Annotated in this window: 12 protein-coding genes; 3 read left to right on the top strand and 9 right to left on the bottom strand. The window is 73.2% G+C overall.

Annotated elements, in window-relative coordinates; all coding sequences use genetic code 11:
- Nucleotides 1-294 precede the first annotated feature (294 nt).
- Entirely contained in the window at nucleotides 295-2,652 is a 2,358-nt protein-coding gene (locus ABZ920_RS28900; RefSeq protein WP_361511235.1) for a polysaccharide lyase 8 family protein, read from the bottom strand.
- A gap of 106 nt (nucleotides 2,653-2,758) precedes the next feature.
- Nucleotides 2,759-3,256, bottom strand: coding sequence for a hypothetical protein (locus tag ABZ920_RS28895; RefSeq protein WP_361511232.1), 498 nt, complete (start codon nucleotides 3,254-3,256; stop codon nucleotides 2,759-2,761).
- Nucleotides 3,257-3,514: 258 nt separating this feature from the next.
- Here ABZ920_RS28895 and ABZ920_RS28890 point away from each other — a divergent pair, with 258 nt between their 5' ends.
- Both ABZ920_RS28890 and ABZ920_RS28885 read left to right on the top strand, forming a co-directional pair.
- A complete protein-coding gene (locus ABZ920_RS28890; protein ID WP_361511228.1) occupies nucleotides 3,515-4,135 on the top strand; it encodes a YceI family protein in 621 nt (206 codons plus the stop codon).
- Between the two features lie 199 nt (nucleotides 4,136-4,334).
- Entirely contained in the window at nucleotides 4,335-4,793 is a 459-nt protein-coding gene (locus ABZ920_RS28885) for a MarR family winged helix-turn-helix transcriptional regulator (RefSeq protein ID WP_361511225.1), read from the top strand.
- Between the two features lie 172 nt (nucleotides 4,794-4,965).
- Here the strand turns inward: ABZ920_RS28885 and ABZ920_RS28880 are convergent, their stop codons facing one another.
- Nucleotides 4,966-6,408 carry a hypothetical protein gene (locus ABZ920_RS28880; RefSeq protein ID WP_361511222.1) on the bottom strand — a complete coding sequence of 481 codons (1,443 nt, stop codon included), beginning with the start codon at nucleotides 6,406-6,408 and terminating at the stop codon, nucleotides 4,966-4,968.
- A 437-nt stretch (nucleotides 6,409-6,845) separates the two neighbouring features.
- Here ABZ920_RS28880 and ABZ920_RS28875 point away from each other — a divergent pair, with 437 nt between their 5' ends.
- Nucleotides 6,846-8,708, top strand: coding sequence for a ricin-type beta-trefoil lectin domain protein (locus tag ABZ920_RS28875; RefSeq protein WP_361511219.1), 1,863 nt, complete (start codon nucleotides 6,846-6,848; stop codon nucleotides 8,706-8,708).
- 43 nt (nucleotides 8,709-8,751) lie between these two features.
- Here ABZ920_RS28875 and cimA read toward each other — a convergent pair whose 3' ends face one another.
- From cimA to ureA, 6 genes are all read right to left on the bottom strand, one after another.
- Nucleotides 8,752-10,356 (bottom strand): citramalate synthase, encoded by a 1,605-nt coding sequence (cimA, locus tag ABZ920_RS28870; RefSeq protein ID WP_361511216.1) that lies wholly within the window; start codon nucleotides 10,354-10,356, stop codon nucleotides 8,752-8,754.
- 286 nt (nucleotides 10,357-10,642) lie between these two features.
- Nucleotides 10,643-11,944: an MFS transporter gene (locus ABZ920_RS28865; protein ID WP_361511212.1), complete on the bottom strand. Its 1,302-nt coding sequence runs from the start codon at nucleotides 11,942-11,944 to the stop codon at nucleotides 10,643-10,645.
- A gap of 100 nt (nucleotides 11,945-12,044) precedes the next feature.
- A complete protein-coding gene (locus ABZ920_RS28860; protein WP_361511209.1) occupies nucleotides 12,045-12,665 on the bottom strand; it encodes a TetR/AcrR family transcriptional regulator in 621 nt (206 codons plus the stop codon).
- A gap of 11 nt (nucleotides 12,666-12,676) precedes the next feature.
- Nucleotides 12,677-13,717: an agmatine deiminase family protein gene (locus tag ABZ920_RS28855; protein WP_361511207.1), complete on the bottom strand. Its 1,041-nt coding sequence runs from the start codon at nucleotides 13,715-13,717 to the stop codon at nucleotides 12,677-12,679.
- A 42-nt stretch (nucleotides 13,718-13,759) separates the two neighbouring features.
- Complete coding sequence (locus ABZ920_RS28850) at nucleotides 13,760-15,445, bottom strand: urease subunit alpha (RefSeq protein ID WP_361511204.1); 1,686 nt, start codon at nucleotides 15,443-15,445, stop codon at nucleotides 13,760-13,762.
- Nucleotides 15,442-16,392: an urease subunit gamma gene (gene ureA, locus ABZ920_RS28845; protein ID WP_361511201.1), complete on the bottom strand. Its 951-nt coding sequence runs from the start codon at nucleotides 16,390-16,392 to the stop codon at nucleotides 15,442-15,444. The genes ABZ920_RS28850 and ureA overlap by 4 nt, the downstream gene beginning before the upstream one ends.
- Nucleotides 16,393-16,416 lie beyond the last annotated feature (24 nt).

Raw genomic sequence — 16,416 nt, 5'->3', positions numbered from 1 at the left:
CCCTTGGCATGCTGCGCCGCGGTCGCCTTCTCACCCGGACCCGCCACCGCCTGCGCACGAATCCCGTGCAACTCGGCGACCCGCCCACGGGCGTCCGTCGGCTCGCCGGTCGGCTCACCCGTCGTCTCTTCCAAAACGGTCATGTAGTGACCTTACGAAGGACACCAAGGAAAGCGGGCCGTCGACTCCGTACAGTCTCCGGCCCGTTTTCCTGGTGCCCTTGAACAGAACCAGCGGCTCTTGCAGCCCTTCCGACTGCCCGGAAGGCTTCCGCGTTGTAGGAGTCACACAAAGTCAGGGGGCGAGGGACACCTCACATTCGTGTGTGCGACATGCCGTCCCCGGGGTGACACGCACCCCCAGACGGCGGCCTGTCGCGACCACCTCGACCGAGTCGTCCGCACGCAGCACCCGGCGCACCGGACGGTTCCAGACGATCTCCAGCGGCCGGCCGGTGCGCGGTGGCTCGCTCACGCAGAGCGTAGCCGTCCACCCGCGGCGGCGTACCAGCACCGCCGCGCCCGCCGACGCGGTGAGCGGTCCCACCGTACCGGCCCGCCAGAAGAGGGCGGCGGTCAGCCCGAGCGAGGGCAGGGCCACCGCCTGGCGGCCGGCGTCGTTGGCGAGCACCGTCATCCAGCGGCGGTCGGCGGCACGGGCCGCGACCTCGCGCCGTGAGGCACCCGGCATCAGCACGTACACGTACGAGGCGTCCACCGGGTCGGTGCCGTGGTCCAGCCAGAGGGTCTGCCAGTGCCGGGTGCGGCGTTCCGTCGTGCTGGTGGTGTTGATGTCGGACCAGGCGCCCGTGCGGTCCTCCCGCACCGTACGCAGGTCGCCGCCGGGCACGAGCCAGCCGCCGTGGCCCTCCAGATGGGCCCAGCCGTGACCGCGCACGAAGGGCTCGGTGCCGCCGCCCAGGCGGCGGTTGTCGACGACCGTCTCGACGGGCACGCCGTCCGTGCAGGTGATGCCCGCGCCGAGACAGAGGACGGCGTCCTCGGCGCAGAACCAGGCCTTGCGGGCCTCAAGGGTGGAGCCGAGCCCCTTGAGGTGCTGTCCGACGGCCGCGTACTCGCCGTCCGTGGTGCCGCCGACCCACCGCACGTCCGGCCTGGGCCCGCCCCACTCGCCGCCCGCGCGGTCGGCGAGGCGCCGGGTGGAGACGGTGGTGCCGGGCAGGCGGTACCAGTCCACGGTCGGCCAGAACCAGTCGGTGTACTGGTCGGTGGGCTCGCCGGCGGCCCACCACAGGACCATGCCGGCTCCGGTGTGCCAGCCGCGCGGGTTCTCGCCGTTGCCGCACTCGTAGTGGGCGATGCGGTCGCTCGCCATGGAGATGTTCGCGGTGAAGCGGGGCCGGCGGTGGACGGCGCGGTCCATGGCCGCGAACAGGCGGTGCCCCACCGGCTCGGGGGCGGCGGCGACGCCGGAGTCCGCGACGGCGTGCAGCCGGGCCAGGTCGGCGACGTCGAACTGAGGCGCCGTCAGCACCGGGGAGACGGTGTCCCGTTCGATCCAGCCCTTGATGAGCGCGTGCAGGCGTGCGCGCTCGGGTTCGCTCGCGCCGTCCGCGAGGAGCGCGATCGCGGCGATCAGTTGCTGCCCGTGGAAGTGGTCGCCGCGCAGCACGGGCCGGTCGTCGCTCTTGAGGTGACCGCGGCTGACGGCACGGCCGTTGACGCTGTCCATCACCAGGCCGTCGTGGATCAGCGGGGCGAAGGCGTGCTCGACGCTGTCGAGGACGTGCTGCCGGCCGGCGTCCGTGACCTGCCACGGCGATCCGGCGAGCAGGGCGAGGAGGCGGCCGAGCCCGTCCAGCAGGACCTGGCCGTACGTGCCCGAGTAGGCGACCCAGGTGTGCTGGACGAAGGACCCGTCGGCGTAGAGCCCGTCCCCCTCGGTGACGTACGGGAAGACCGGCGACAACGCGTCCCGGGCGAGGGAGAGCCTGGCGTCGTCCCGGCCGAGGACGCCGCGCAGGGCGACGGAACGGCACAGGTCGACGCGGTTGGCCCCGGTGGAGGTGCCGGAGTAGTCGCGCAGCACGGCGTCGGGGACGAAGTGGTCCACGGCCGCGCAGGCCGCCGTGATCCGGGCGTCGGTGAGGTGGTCGTACAGGGCGGCCGAGACGTCCATGAGCAGGCGGGGGCTGCCGATCTGCCACTCCCACCAGTTGCCGTGGGGCGTCGTCGTGGGGTTGTAGACGGTGGCACCGAGGTGGTCGAGGCCGCGCAGGACGTCGGCGAGGAGGCCGGGGTCGCCCGTCGCCCCGGTGCCCTGCCGCACGTAGGCCTGGGTCATCGTCCACAGCCGGCCATAGCTGAGGGTGATGCCGGACGGCGGGTCGAAGGGCCGGCCGGGCCACAGGGAGCCGGCGGCCGGTGCCATGGTGGCCTGGAAGGCGCGGGCGAGCCGGCCGGTCTCGGCGAGCCGGGAGGCGTACGGCTCGGCCGCCGGGTCGTGGCCGGTGCCCAGGGAGATGCCGAGCCACCGGTGGCGGAGGGCCTCGTAGGGGTCGTCGTCGGCGGCGCGGGCCGTGGGAGCGCCCGTGGCGGCCGCCCACAGGGCGGCCGCGAGGAGGAAGGCGCGGCGGGTGGGGGCGGTGAGGGGGCGGAGTCCGGACGCCCCCTGATGCTGATGCTTCGTCATGGGGAGGTGTTACCGCTGCCGCCGGCGCGGTCAACGGTACGGGAGCGCCCGGGCGGCGGTTGTCCGGATACCGCCGCCCGGCCGTCCCCGGCCTGCCGGTGGCGGCTCAGCAGCCGCCGCAGTTGTAGTACAGGACGTCCCAGTGGTTGCCCTCGTCGGCGTAGATGTTGCCGGAGCCGGACTTGTACTGCGGGGCGCCGTCGCCGCGCAGGCCGACGTAGGTGAAGGTGTTCTTGATGTAGCTGGTCAGGCAGGTGCTCTTGCCGTAGTCGAGCTTGTAGCCGTTCCAGTGCGAGTAGGTGCCCGAGGCGTGCCCGGTCTCCGTGCCGCCGGTGATGTTGAGGGCGCAGCCGATGGCCCCCTTGAGGGTCTGGGCCCCCTGCGCGGTGGGGAGGTTGAGTTGCTCGAAGGACGTACAGGTCGGGTTGTTCCGGTCGGAGCAGTTGCCGGAGGAGGACCAGGTGATGCCGGCGTTGCGGAACATCTGGGTCGCCGTGGCGTGGCTGATCTTGGTGACGGCGAAGGCGTCGGTGGCGGTGCCGACGACGGCGACGCCGGGGGCGACGACGAGTGCGAGTGCGGTCAGGGCTGAGCGGACCTTCATGGGGGACCCTTCCTGCGAGTGGCCGTGCTTCCAGTGGGGCGGCGGTGCAGGTGGTGCAGGGAGATGGTGCCCGAGTTCTACGCGCGTTCGCCAGAGGGCGTCGGCGCCGGCCCGCGGCGGCTTCCGGAAACACCCCCGATTAATGTTGAACATTGAACGGAATAGGTCTACTGTCGTCCCCGTTGAAGCCGTTGAACTTTCAACATACTGCCGCCCGGCTCGGCGGCGAGTGACCACCACGTCCCCAAGGAGCACGTCATGGGCATCTTCGGCCGCAAGAACGACAACGCCACCGCCACCACCGCCGCCACCGACGCGCCCGCCGCCGTGAGCGCGGACCTGGCCGCGCTGACGGGCGACTACACGATCGACCCGTCCCACTCCACGCTCGGCTTCGTCGCCCGGCACGCCATGGTCACGAACGTCAAGGGCAAGTTCAACGACTTCACCGGCACGCTGCACCTGGACGGCGCCGAGCCGTCGAGGTCGACCGCCTCCCTCGACATCGCGATGGCCGGCATCGACACGGGCTCCGCCGACCGTGACGGGCACCTGAAGAGCGCCGACTTCTTCAAGATCGACGAGTTCCCCGCCATGACCTTCCGCTCCACCAAGGCGGAGGCCCTGGGCGGCGACGACTACCGCCTCACCGGTGACCTGACCGTCCTCGGCGTCACCAAGCCGGTCACCATCGACCTGGAGTTCAACGGCGCCGCCAAGGACCCCTTCGGCAACGAGCGCGTCGGCTTCGAGGGCAAGGCCGAGATCCTGCGCTCCGACTTCGGCCTCACCTGGAACGCGGCCCTGGAGACGGGCGGCGTCCTGATCTCCGACAAGATCAAGCTGAACTTCGACATCTCGGCGATCAAGAACGCGTGACCCCCGCGGCGGCTCCGCCCCCGGAGCCCGTCCGCCGGACGCCGGCACGAGCGCGCCCGCCCTCCGCACCGGGAGGACGGGCGCTCGCCGCGTTCTCGCCGCGGCACCCGGTCCCGGAGGAGGCTTGACCTCAAGTCCGCTCGAGTTCCTACGGTCGGTGGCGCCGAACCGGACCGGACGAACTCGGAGGGACCGTCCCATGGAGTACTCGCACAGCGACGCCGAACTGCTGCGGCAGCCCATCGGCTACTGGAGCTGGGCGGCCTCTCACGCCGTCGTCAGCCGCATCCGGGCCGCACTGGCCGGGATCGGCACGACCCAGCCGCAGTGGTGGGTCCTCGCGCAGGTCGCGTCCGCCGACGGGCTCAGGACCCGTGAGGAGGTGTCGCGCCTCCTCGCGCCCTACCTGGGCACCGGGGCGGACATCATGCAGTCGGAGATCGACACGACCGTGGCCCGGGGCTGGATCACCGAGGACGCCGAGGGACGGCTGCACCTCACGGCCGAGGGCAGCGCCTTCCACGCCGAGGCCGCGGCGCTCCAGGACGAGCTGTGGGCGGAGCGGCACGCGGGCATCAGCGACGAGGAGTACCTGACCACCCTCAAGGTGCTGCAGCGCTTCATCCACAACACCGGCGGACGCGCCTGGCACCACTAGGGGCGGTCCGGCGGATCGACCCGGAGACGCGCAGGCACCCGCGCTGCACGGCGCCCCCGCTTCCTCCGGCTCGATCCGCCGGTCACCCCTTGGGCCCCGTCCTGCGGATCACCTCGGCCTCGCGAAGGGCTCGTCCGGCTCGGGGCAGGTCCGCGCGCGGCACGGCGCCGGCTCAGAAGCCGCCCCCGAAGTCGCCGCTTCCGCCGCCGCCGAAGTCCCCTCCGCCGCCCAGGTCGCCGCCGCCGAAGCCGCCGAAGTCACCCGGGTCGAAGTCGGAACCGGAGAGGTCACCGCCCTCGTAGCCGCCGGCGCCGAAGTCGCCGTAGCCGGCCCCGTAGTCGGCCGCGTAGGCCGGGGCCGCCATCATGCTGCCGAGCCAGGTGCCGACCAGCAGGCCGGGCAGGAGGCCGCCGCCGAAGTAGCCGCCCGCCCAGGGCCCGTAGGCCGGGCCCGCCTCCCAGTAGGGGCGGCGGCCGTAGTCGGTGTCGACCTCGCGGATGCCCGGCTCGCGGCCCTCGGCCAGACGGACCTGGTCGGCCGCGCAGACCGGGACCTCGCGGGGTGCCCCGCCCGGGGGCGTCCAGGAGGCGTCGGCGACCGAGGGGCCGTGGCGCGGGTCGAAGAAGCAGGGCGGACGGCGTTCGGGCAGCGGACGGCCCTCGCGCCGGGCGGCGAGCTGGACGAGGGAGAAGCGGCCGTCCTCCAGGGCCTCGGTCACGGCGCGCACGTCCTCCGGCCTGGCGGCCTCGGCCATCCGCTGCTTGGCCTGCTCGTAGGCGTTCAGCGCGCGCTCGTAGTCGGCGCGCATCGCGTCGTCCGCGCCGGGCTCCGCCGGGTGGAAGTCCAGGCGGTCCAGTTCCTCGCCGAAGGCGGTGATGTCCTCGTCGACGACGACCCGCAGCTGCTCCAGCGCGACCCGCTGCTCGTTCTCCCTCCGGCGCCGGCCCCGCCGGACGAGGGCGTAGGCGCCCACGCCGCCCGCCACCAGGACCGCGCCCGCGGTGATCAGCGCGGTGCCGGAGACCCCTTCGTCCCGGCCGGTGCCGCCCCAGGTCGAGGGGGCCGAGCCGCCCACGTTGGCCAGGGCCCGCCGGGTGAAGTCGGTGAGCTGCGTGCGGGCGTCCTCGCCCTGGACGCTGGTCACGAGGTTCCCGACGGCGGCGCGCGGCAGCACGGAGGAGTCGGCGCGCGCGTCGAAGCGGTCGCCCAGGCGGATGCCGTACAGGCCGGCGACGCCGGTGGCGGTCCGCAGGTCGGTGAACAGGTTCCGGGTCGGGTAGTCCGCGGGCAGGACCGCTATGAAGACCGGCTTGTCCGCGTCCTTGATCTGCCGCGCGAGGGCGTCGGCGTCGGACCGCGACAGCTGGTCCGCGGCGGCCGGGTCGACGTAGACGGGGTTCTCGCGCAGCGCCTCGGCGATCGCGGACACGCTGGTCACCGCCGGGGCCGCGGTGGCCGTGCCCGCGGCGGCGGCCGCGCGGGTCACCGCCGGCGGCGCGCCGGCCGCCGTGGCCTGCGCGGTGGCGGCCGACGGGACGACCAGGCCGCTCAGGACGGCCACCACCAGCGCGACCAGCAGTCGGGGGAGAGCTCGGGTCAGGGTGACGGCCTTCATACTTCGAAGCTACCCGAAGCGGCCGAAAGGAGGCATAGCTGCCGCCGGGCACCTTCCGCGCCCCGGCCCGCCACGGGTCCCCCGGCCCCCTGGGCCGCCACCCGGGCCGCCTCGTCACCGAAAGACCGAGGGCACCCCGGCGACGGCCTCGCCGACCCGGTCGTGGGCCCGGGCCTGGGACGGTCGGGGCGCTCCCTCGCCGGCTGCCGCTCACCGGCTCTTGAATCACGGCTTAGCTCACGGCGTGAATTGAAGAGCGTCCGGACGCCGCCGTCAAGACTTCACACCAGGACCGGCGCAGACCTGACACCCGGCGGACACAAGGCAGTTGTCCGTTCGCCTTCTGAACGCGCACCCCCTTGACGCGCACCCGAAGCCGTCATTTACTCACGCCTCGCACGCCCCTGTCCCCCACCCAAGAAGGGCGGCGCTCTTCCATGACCAGACGCAGGCGCACGCTCCGGCTGCTGCTCGCCGGGCTCCTCACCACCGCCGGATTCACGGCGGCCACGCCCGCGCACGCGGCCGGTGAGCAGGTCACCGCCTGGCTGACCACCACCGACGACTCCGCCGGCCGGCACGTGGTCCGCGGCCTGGAGCCGCAGGCACCGTTCGCCTTCCAGCCGGGCACCGGCGGAAGCGGCGAGAACATCACCGTCGACGAGAACACCCGCTACCAGACGTTCACCGGCGGCGGCGCGTCGTTCACCGACACCGCGGCCTGGCTGATGAACAGCAGTGGCGCGCTGTCCCAGGCGACGCGGGACGCCACGATGCGCAAGCTGTTCTCACCGACGGACGGCATCGGGCTGTCGTTCCTGCGCAACCCCATGGGCGGCTCGGACCTGGCGCGCTACGGCTACACCTACGACGACATGCCGGCCGGGCAGACGGACCCCTCCCTGTCGAAGTTCTCGATCGCGCACGACCTGGCCGACGTGGTGCCGCTGACCCGGCAGGCGCTCCGGCTGAACCCCTCGCTGACGGTGGCGGCCTCGCCGTGGACCGCGCCGGCCTGGATGAAGGACAGCGGGCAGCTGAACGGCGGCTGGCTGAAGGCGGAGTACTACGGCGCCTACGCCTCCTACTTCGTGAAGTACCTCCAGGCCTACCGCGACCAGGGCGTGCCGGTGGCGTACGTGACGCCGCAGAACGAGCCGACGTGCTGCTCCAGCTACCCGTCCATGAGCTGGAACGCGAGCGGGCTGGCCTACTTCACCAAAGCGGAGCTGCTGCCCGGACTGCAGGCGGCGGGGCTCACGACGAAGGTGCTGGCCCACGACTGGAACTGGGACACCTACGACTCCTACGCGGCCCAGACCGTCGACGACCCCGCGATCCGCTCGCACCCCAACTTCGGCGGCATCGCCTGGCACGGCTACGGCGGCGACGTCGCCCAGCAGACGACGGTGCACAACCGGTATCCCCGGCTGGACGCGTTCCAGACCGAGCACTCGGGTGGCACCTGGGTCGCCGACCAGCAGCGCGAGGACATGCTCGACATCGTCGACTACACCCGCAACTGGGCGAAGTCGGTGACGAAGTGGTCGCTGGCGGTCGACCAGGGCATGGGGCCGCACAACGGCGGCTGCGGGACCTGCACCGGTCTGATCACCGTGCACAACGGCGACGGCCGCTCCGGTCAGGTCGACTACACCGTCGAGTACTACGACATGGGGCACCTGACGAAGTTCGTGCGCCCGGGAGCCCAGCGCATCGCCTCGACGGCGTCGTCGTCCGTGCCGAACGTGGCCTGGCGCAACCCGGACGGCAGCAAGGCGCTGATCGCGTACAACGGCGGGACGAGCGCGCGGACCCTCACCGTCAACTGGGGCTCGCAGCACGCGACGTACACGCTGCCGGCCCGGACGTCGGCGACGTTCACCTGGTCGGGGACGCAGTCCGGGGGCGGCGCCCGGTCCGGCGCCTTCGTGGGCCTGGCGGGCAAGTGCCTGGACGCGGCGGGCGGTTCGGCCACGAACGGCACGCCGGTGCAGCTCCACGACTGCAACGGCACGGCCGCCCAGCAGTGGACGGTGCAGGGGGACGGCTCGATCCGGACCCTCGGCAAGTGCCTGGACGTGACGTCCGGTTCGACGGCCGACGGCGCCAAGGTGCAGCTGTACGACTGCAACGGCAGCGGTGCGCAGCAGTGGTCGTACAACTCCGCGACCGGTGACGTGGTCAACACCGCGGCGAACAAGTGCCTGGACGTGACGGACAACTCCTCGGCCGACGGCGCCCGCACCCAGATCTGGAGCTGCACGGGCGCCGCCAACCAGAAGTGGCGGCTGCAGTGACGCCGGGCCACCCGGCGCTCTCGCCGCCCGCCGGGCCGCCGCCCTACTCCGACGGCTCCACGCCCGCGCGCATCAGACCGTAGGTGTAGGCGTCCTCGAGGGCCTGCCACGACGCCGCGATCACGTTCTCCCCCACGCCCACCGTGGACCACTCCCCCGAGCCGTCCGAGGTGGAGATCAGCACGCGGGTGATGGAGCGGGTGCCCTGCTTGCCCTCGAGGATGCGGACCTTGTAGTCGACCAGCTCGAACGTGGCCAGTTCGGGGTGGATCCGCTCCAGGGCGACACGCAGGGCCCGGTCCAGGGCGTTGACCGGGCCGTTGCCCTCCGCGGTGGCGACGATGCGCTCGCTCTTGGCCCACAGCTTGACGGTGGCCTCGTTGGCGTGGCTGCCGTCGGGGCGGTCCTCGACGATCGCACGCCAGGACTCGGTGCGGAAGTAGCGCAGGGGCCGGCCCGCGACCTCCTCGCGCAGCAGCAGCTCGAAGCTCGCGTCCGCCGCCTCGTACGTGTAGCCCTCCAGCTCGCGCTCCTTGACCCGGTCGACCACCCGGCCGACCAGCTCGCGGTCGCCGCCGAGGTCGATGCCGAGCTCCTTGCCCTTCAGCTCCACCGAGGCGCGGCCGGCCATGTCGGACACCAGCATCCGCATGGTGTTGCCGACCTGCTCGGGATCGATGTGCTGGTACAGGTCCGGGTCGACCTTGATGGCGGAGGCGTGCAGGCCCGCCTTGTGGGCGAAGGCGGAGACGCCCACGTAGGGCTGGTGCGTGGAGGGCGTGAGGTTGACCACCTCGGCGATGGCGTGGGAGACCCGGGTCATCTCGCGCAGGCGGCCCTCGGGGAGCACCTTCTTGCCGTACTTCAGCTCCAGGGCCGCGACCACCGGGAACAGGTTGGCGTTGCCGACCCGCTCGCCGTAGCCGTTCGCGGTGCACTGCACGTGCGTGGCGCCCGCGTCGACGGCGGCGAGGGTGTTGGCGACCGCGCAGCCGGTGTCGTCCTGGGCGTGGATGCCGAGGCGGGCGCCGGTGTCGGTGAGGACGGTGGAGACGACGGCCTGGACCTGGGCGGGGAGCATGCCGCCGTTGGTGTCGCACAGGATCACGACGTCGGCGCCCGCCTCCGCCGCCGCGCGGACGACCGCTTTGGCGTACTCGGGGTCGGCGCGGTAGCCGTCGAAGAAGTGCTCGCAGTCGACGAAGACGCGGCGGCCCTCGGCCCGCAGGTGGGAGACGGTGTCCCGGACCATCTCCAGGTTCTCCTCCAGCGTGGTGCGCAGCGCCAGCTCCACGTGCCGGTCGTGCGCCTTGGCCACCAGTGTGATCACCTCGGCGCCCGAGTCCAGCAGCGCCCTGACCTGCGGGTCGTCCGCCGCTCTGCCGCCCGCCCGGCGGGTGGCGCCGAAGGCGACCAGCTGGGCGTGCCGGAAGTCGATCTCCTGCCGGGCCCGGGCGAAGAACTCGGTGTCCCGGGGATTGGCGCCGGGCCAGCCGCCCTCGATGAAGCCCACGCCGAAGTCGTCCAGGTGCCGGGCGACGGCCAGCTTGTCGGCGACCGTGAGGTTGATGCCCTCACGCTGGGCGCCGTCGCGCAGGGTGGTGTCGAAGACGTGGAACGAATCGGCCGGCTGGCTGCTTGCGGTCATGGTCTGATGGCTCCTGTACTGGTTCTCGGTCTTACCGTCAATGACCGGCTCCACCGTCCCCCCATTGGTCCCTCGCGCTCGCCTCCCCGGCTGAGGGTGGGCCGGGAAAACGAAAGACCCCTCGCGGGTGCGAGAGGTCTGCGCGCGGGTCGAGGACGACGGTGGCCGCCCGCACATGGTCGTACGTGGCGGTCACTGCGGACCGGCGCGCCTGCTGCCCATAATCATGGCGAACGAGAGCACGGGGGCAGTCTGGCACATTTCGGCCCCCGTACTCACCGCCGTCTCAGGATGCGGGCGTCAGATGAGACGATTCGGCCTTCCCCATCCTCGTCAGGTCCAGGTCCTTCGTCTCCCGCATGGAGACGTAGACCACCAGGGACACGGCCGCGCAGCCCGCCACGTACCAGGAGAAACCGGACTCCAGGCCGGCGTCCTTGAACCACAGCGCCACGTACTCCGCGGTGCCGCCGAACAGCGCGTTGGCCAGGGCATACGGCAGGGCCACGCCGAGGGCGCGCACACCCGTGGGGAACAGCTCCGCCTTCACGCACGCGTTGATCGACGTGTAGCCGGTGACCACGACCAGCGCGAGCAGCGACAGGCCCAGGGCCGGCCAGAAACTGCCCGCGTGCTTCAGCAGGGCCATGATCGGCACGGTGAGGAACGTCGAGCCGACGGCGAAGCCGATCAGCAGCGGACGGCGGCCGATCCGGTCGGACAGGCGGCCGGCGAGCGGCTGCAGGCAGGCGAAGACGATCAGCGCGGTGAAGGAGACGAGGGTCGCCGTCCGCTTAGGCAGGCCGGCGGAGTTCGACAGGTACTTCGTCAGGTACGTGGTGTAGGTGTAGTAGGCGACCGTGCCGCCCATGGTCAGCGCGATCACCAGGAACGCCTCCCGGCGGTGCCGCCACAGCGCGCGCAGGGTCCCGCGCTCCTGGCCGCCGCTCGCGTCCGCCTCGTACACCTCCGTCTCCAGCATGCTGCGCCGCAGGTAGAACACCACGGCGGCGCCGAGCGCGCCGACCACGAACGGGATCCGCCAGCCGTAGCCGTGCAGCGCGTCGTCCGACATCGTGCGCTGCAGGACGATCAGCAGGCCCAGGCCGGCGATCTGGCCGGCGGTCATGGACACGTACTGGAAGCTGGAGGCGAAGCCGCGCCGGCGGGGGTCGGAGGCCTCGGTGAGGTAGGTGGCGCTCGCCGCGTACTCGCCGCCCACCGACAGGCCCTGCAGCAGACGGGCGACCAGCAGCACCGCCGCGCCGCCGTAGCCGGCGACCGCGTACGTCGGCGCGGCGGCGATGAGGATCGCGGAGGCCGACATCAGCGTGACGGTGAGCGTCAGCGCGGCCTTGCGGCCCCGGCGGTCCCCCACCCGGCCGAGGAGCCAGCCGCCGACCGGGCGCATGAAGAAGCCGACCGCGAAGATGCCCGCCGTGTTCATGAGCTGGGCGGTCGGGTTGTCGTCGGGGAAGAAGGCGCCGGCGAAATAGGTGGCGAAACTGGCGTAGACGAACCAGTCGTACCACTCCACCATGTTGCCCGCCGAGCCGACCCAGATCCTCTTCCAGTGCTGTCGTTCCATGAGCCGTACCTGCCCCCGAGGACGCGCGGTGACGCACGTCGGCAGGCCGTTCTCCGGGGCCGGTCGCCCGCGCGGCCGGGGGTGCCGCGCGGGCGGCCGGTCAGGCGTCCGCGGGGCCGGGCCGGCCCAGGGACTCGTCCAGGAACTCCCGCACATGACCGAGGACCCGCTGCCGGTCGGTGCCGCGCAGCCCGATCGCCACGTTCAGGGAGAAGCCGTCGAGCAGGGCGCGCAGCCGGGTCGCGAAGCGGTCGGCGTCGACGGGGCGGAACTCGCCGCGGGAGACCCCCTCGGCGATCAGGGCGGCCAGGTCGCGGTGCCAGGCGCCCTCGATGGCGGCCTGCCGGTCGCGGGCGTCGTCGTCGGCGTTCTGCGAGCGGTTCCAGACCTCCAGCCACAGCGTCCAGTGCGGGTCGCGGTGGCCGTCGGGGACGTACAGGTCGACGTAGGCGTCGAGGCGTTCGCGGACCGGGCCGGTGCGGGCCAGCAGCCGGCCGCGCTCGGCGCCGAGGCCCCGCTCGCTCCACTCCAGCGTCCGCAGCAGCAGTTCGTCCTTGGAGCGGAAGTAGTACAGCAGGTGGCCGCTGCTCATGCCGACCTCCCGGCCGAGCGCCGCCATGGTCAGCTGCTCCAGCCCGCGCTCGGCGATCATCGCCATGGCGGCGGCGAGGACCTCCTCGCGCGGCGGCGCGTGCCTGCGCGCCCGTGCCGGGCCGGCCATCCGCGCCTCCTTCAGGTCCTCGGCTGCTGCTGCGTGACGCAGTGGATGCCACCGCCGCCGGAGAAGATCGTACGGGCGTCCACCAGGGTCACCGTCCGCTCGGGGAACAGGCGGCGGAAGATGCCGGCGGCGAGTTCGTCGCGCGGGTCGTCGAAGGCACAGAGGACCACGCCGCCGTTGCACAGGTAGTGGTTGATGTAGGAGTAGTCGGCCCAGTGGCCGTCGGCCTCCAGGGCGGCCGGGGCGGGCACCTCCACGACCTCCAGGCGGCGGCCGCGGGCGTCGGTGGCGGACCTCAGCAGGCCGATGACCTCCTTCGTCACCTCGTGGTCGGGGTGCGCCGGGTCGGGCTGGTGGTGGGCGACGACGACGCCGGGGCGGGCGAACGCGGCGACGATGTCGACGTGCCCGAGGGTGCCGAAGCCGTGGGGCGGGTAGTCGCCGGTGAGGCCGCGCGGCAGCCAGATCGCCTTGCGGGTGCCGAGGTGGGCGTGGATCTCCGCCTCGACCCGTTCCCTCGTCCAGCCGGGGTTGCGCTCGGGGCCGAGCTGCACCGTCTCGGTGAGCAGGACGGTGCCCTCGCCGTCGACGTGGATCGCTCCGCCCTCGTTGACGAGCGCGGAGGCGTACGTCCGCGCGCCGGCGAGGTCGGCGACCTGCGCGGCGATCTTCGCGTCGTGGTCCCAGCGGGCCCAGTGCTGGGCGCCCCAGCCGTTGAACGTCCAGTCGACGGCGGCGAGTCCGCCCCTGCCGTCGGTGAGGAAGGTGGGGCCGATGTCGCGCATCCAGGCGTCGTCGAGGTCGCGTTCGACGGTGTCGACGTCCGGGCCGAGCAGGGCACGCGCCCCGGCGGACTGGCCGGGGCCGCAGACCACGGCAACGGGTTCGAAGCGGCGGACCGCGCGGGCGACCGACGCCCAGGCGGCCCGGGAGGCGGCCAGGTCGCCGGGGTCGTCGAAGGTCGGGTTGGGGCCGGGCCAGGCCATCCAGGTGCGCTCGTGCGGCGTCCACTCGGCGGGCATGCGGAAGCCGTCGGCGGCGGGCGTGTTCATGGGCGGGTCCTCGGGTCTCGGGCTCTGGCCGGCGGGTGGGCGTCAGAGGAAGTACAGGCGGTTGAGCGCGACCGAGTCGGCGGGCCCGGAGCGGACCGGGTCGCCGTCGAGGGTGACCAGCCCGGTGCGCTGGTCTACGTCGACCGCTCCGGTACGGGAGTTGCGGAGCAGGTCGGCGGGGCCGATGCCGCGGGTGCCTCGCACGGCGACCCGGCGCCGCCGGGTGGGCAGCCGGTCGTGGCCCTGGTCCAGGGCGGCCTGGGCGACGAACGCCACGGACAGCTCGGCCGGGGTCGCGCCGTGCGCGCCGAGCTGCGGCCCGAGCACGAGGGGTTCGCAGGCGTCCGTGGCCGCGTTGGGATCGCCGACGACGCCGTGGGCCGGGAAGCCCGCCTTCAGCACCAGCTGCGGCTTGGCGCCGAAGTACGCCGGGCGCCAGAGCACGATGTCGGCCAGCTTGCCGACCTCGATCGAGCCGACCTCGTGGGACAGTCCGTGCGCGATGGCCGGGTTGACGGTCAGCTTGGCGATGTAGCGCAGCACGCGGGCGTTGTCGTCGCCGGTGTCGGCGGCGCCGTCGAGCGGCCCCCGCTCGGCCTTCATCTTCCCGGCCATCGCGAACGTGCGGCGCACGGTCTCGCCCGCCCGGCCCATGCCCTGCGCGTCGGAGGAGGTGATGCCGATGGCGCCCAGGTCGTGCAGCACGTCCTCCGCGCCCATGGTGCCGGCGCGGATCCGGTCGCGGGCCAGGGCGGCGTCGCCCGGCAGGTCGGTCTTCAGGCCGTGAACCGAGACGATCATGCCGTAGTGCTCCGCGACCGCGTCCCGGCCGAAGGGCAGGGTGGGGTTGGTCGAGGAGCCGATGACGTGGGGGACTCCGGCCATCTTCAGCACGTTCGGCACGTGGCCGCCGCCGCAGCCCTCGATGTGGAAGGCGTGGATCGTGCGGCCCTCCAGCACCCGCAGGGTGTCCTCGACGGACAGGCACTCGTTCAGCCCGTCGCTGTGCAGGGCCACCTGGACGTCGTGCTCCTCGGCGACCCGGAGTGCGGTGTCCAGGGCCCGGGTGTGCGCGCCCATGTCCTCGTGCACCTTGAAGCCGGACGCGCCGCCCTCGGCCAGCGCCTCCACCAGCGGCGCCGGGTCGGACGACGAGCCCCGGCCCAGGAAGCCGATGTTGACCGGCCAGGCGTCGAAGGCGGCGAACGCGTGCCCGAGCGCCCAGGGCGAGTTCACGCCGACGCCCCACACCGGCCCGAACTCCTGGCCGATGATCGTGGTGACGCCGGAGGCGAGCGAGGCCTCCATGATGCGCGGCGACAGCAGGTGCACATGCGTGTCGACGGCGCCCGCGGTGGCGATCAGCCCCTCGCCGGAGACGATCGACGTGCCGGTGCCGACGACGACGTCGACGCCGTCGAGGGTGTCCGGGTTGCCCGCCCGCCCGATGGCGTGGATGCGGCCCTCGCGGATGCCGATCGACACCTTCCGGATGCCCTGCACCGCGTCGATCACGACGACGTTGCTGATCACGACGTCACAGGTGTCGCGGACGGCGGCCGCCTTCAGGTGCAGCCCGTCGCGGGCGGTCTTGCCGAAGCCGGCGAGGAACTCGTCGCCGTAGCGCTGCGCGTCGGACTCGACGCGGACCACCAGGCCGGAGTCCCCGAGACGGATGCGGTCGCCGGCGCGGGGGCCGTGGGTGGCGGCGTACTCGTACGGGTTCATCGTGCGCCTCCCGCGCGTCGGGCTTCCTCGGCGTCCTCCGGCTCGCCGGCGGCGCTTCGGGGGCCGCCGGGCTGGTCCGGGGTGGCTGCGGGGTCGTCGGGCCGGTCCGCGGGCCTTTCGCGGGTGTCGGACACGTCCGGGGCTGCTTCGCGGGTGTCCGGCCCGTCCGCGGGCGCCTCGCGGGTGCCCGGCCCGTCCGCGGACGCCTCGCGGGTGCCCGACCCGTCCGGGGTCCGCCCGGTGCCGTCGCGCCCCGCCGCGGACCGTCCGGCCGCGGCGCCCAGGTAGCCGCAGGCGGCGGCCCGGCGCAGGGCCTCCTCCCTGGCGCCGGGGGCGTCCAGCGGCCCGTCGACCAGCCCGGCGAACCCGATGGCGATCCGGTCGCCGCCGACGGGCACGAGCCCGACCTCGACGCGCTCGCCGGGGCCGAAGCGGACCGACGACCCGGCGGGCACGGCGAGCCGCATCCCGTAGGCCTGCTCGCGGGGGAAGTCCAGGCGCGGGTTGGCCTCGAAGAAGTGGAAGTGGGAGGTGACGGAGACCGGCACGGTCGCGGTGTTGGTGACCGTCAGCCGGACCACCGCCTCGGGCTCGGCGTGCTGCGGGCCCGGCAGCAGGGCGCCCGGTCCCTTGTCGCCGAGGCCGCCGCCGATGGGATCGGTGACCACCGCGAGCCGCGAGCCGTCGTCGAAGACGGCCTCCACCTGGACCTCGGTGACCACGTCCGCCACGCCCGGCAGGACGTCGTCCGGGCCGAGCGCGGCGCGCGCCCGCTCGATCGCCTCGGCGAGCCGGGCGCCGTCGCGGGCCGCCTCGCAGACCGTGTCGGCGATCAGGGCGGTGGCCTCCGGCACGTTGAGCCTGAGGCCGCGGGCCTTGCGGGCCCGGGCCAGTTCGGCGGCCGAGAACAGCAGCAGCCGGTCGCGCTCGGTGGGTGTCAGTCGCACGCCCACGCACCTCCTTGCCTATGT

Origin of the sequence: Streptomyces sp. NPDC046831 (genome assembly GCF_040645305.1) — a bacterium.
Taxonomy (GTDB): Bacteria; Actinomycetota; Actinomycetes; order Streptomycetales; family Streptomycetaceae; genus Streptomyces.
Note: the sequence above shows the minus strand (reverse complement) of the source record. Positions and strands in the feature narration are given on the sequence as shown.

Coding starts and splice junctions, on each gene's coding strand:
- ABZ920_RS28900 (WP_361511235.1), bottom strand. CDS start 2,652: ATGACGAAGCATCAGCATCAGGGGGCGTCCGGACTCCGCCCCCTCACC.
- ABZ920_RS28895 (WP_361511232.1), bottom strand. CDS start 3,256: ATGAAGGTCCGCTCAGCCCTGACCGCACTCGCACTCGTCGTCGCCCCC.
- ABZ920_RS28890 (WP_361511228.1), top strand. CDS start 3,515: ATGGGCATCTTCGGCCGCAAGAACGACAACGCCACCGCCACCACCGCC.
- ABZ920_RS28885 (WP_361511225.1), top strand. CDS start 4,335: ATGGAGTACTCGCACAGCGACGCCGAACTGCTGCGGCAGCCCATCGGC.
- ABZ920_RS28880 (WP_361511222.1), bottom strand. CDS start 6,408: ATGAAGGCCGTCACCCTGACCCGAGCTCTCCCCCGACTGCTGGTCGCG.
- ABZ920_RS28875 (WP_361511219.1), top strand. CDS start 6,846: ATGACCAGACGCAGGCGCACGCTCCGGCTGCTGCTCGCCGGGCTCCTC.
- cimA (WP_361511216.1), bottom strand. CDS start 10,356: ATGACCGCAAGCAGCCAGCCGGCCGATTCGTTCCACGTCTTCGACACC.
- ABZ920_RS28865 (WP_361511212.1), bottom strand. CDS start 11,944: ATGGAACGACAGCACTGGAAGAGGATCTGGGTCGGCTCGGCGGGCAAC.
- ABZ920_RS28860 (WP_361511209.1), bottom strand. CDS start 12,665: ATGGCCGGCCCGGCACGGGCGCGCAGGCACGCGCCGCCGCGCGAGGAG.
- ABZ920_RS28855 (WP_361511207.1), bottom strand. CDS start 13,717: ATGAACACGCCCGCCGCCGACGGCTTCCGCATGCCCGCCGAGTGGACG.
- ABZ920_RS28850 (WP_361511204.1), bottom strand. CDS start 15,445: ATGAACCCGTACGAGTACGCCGCCACCCACGGCCCCCGCGCCGGCGAC.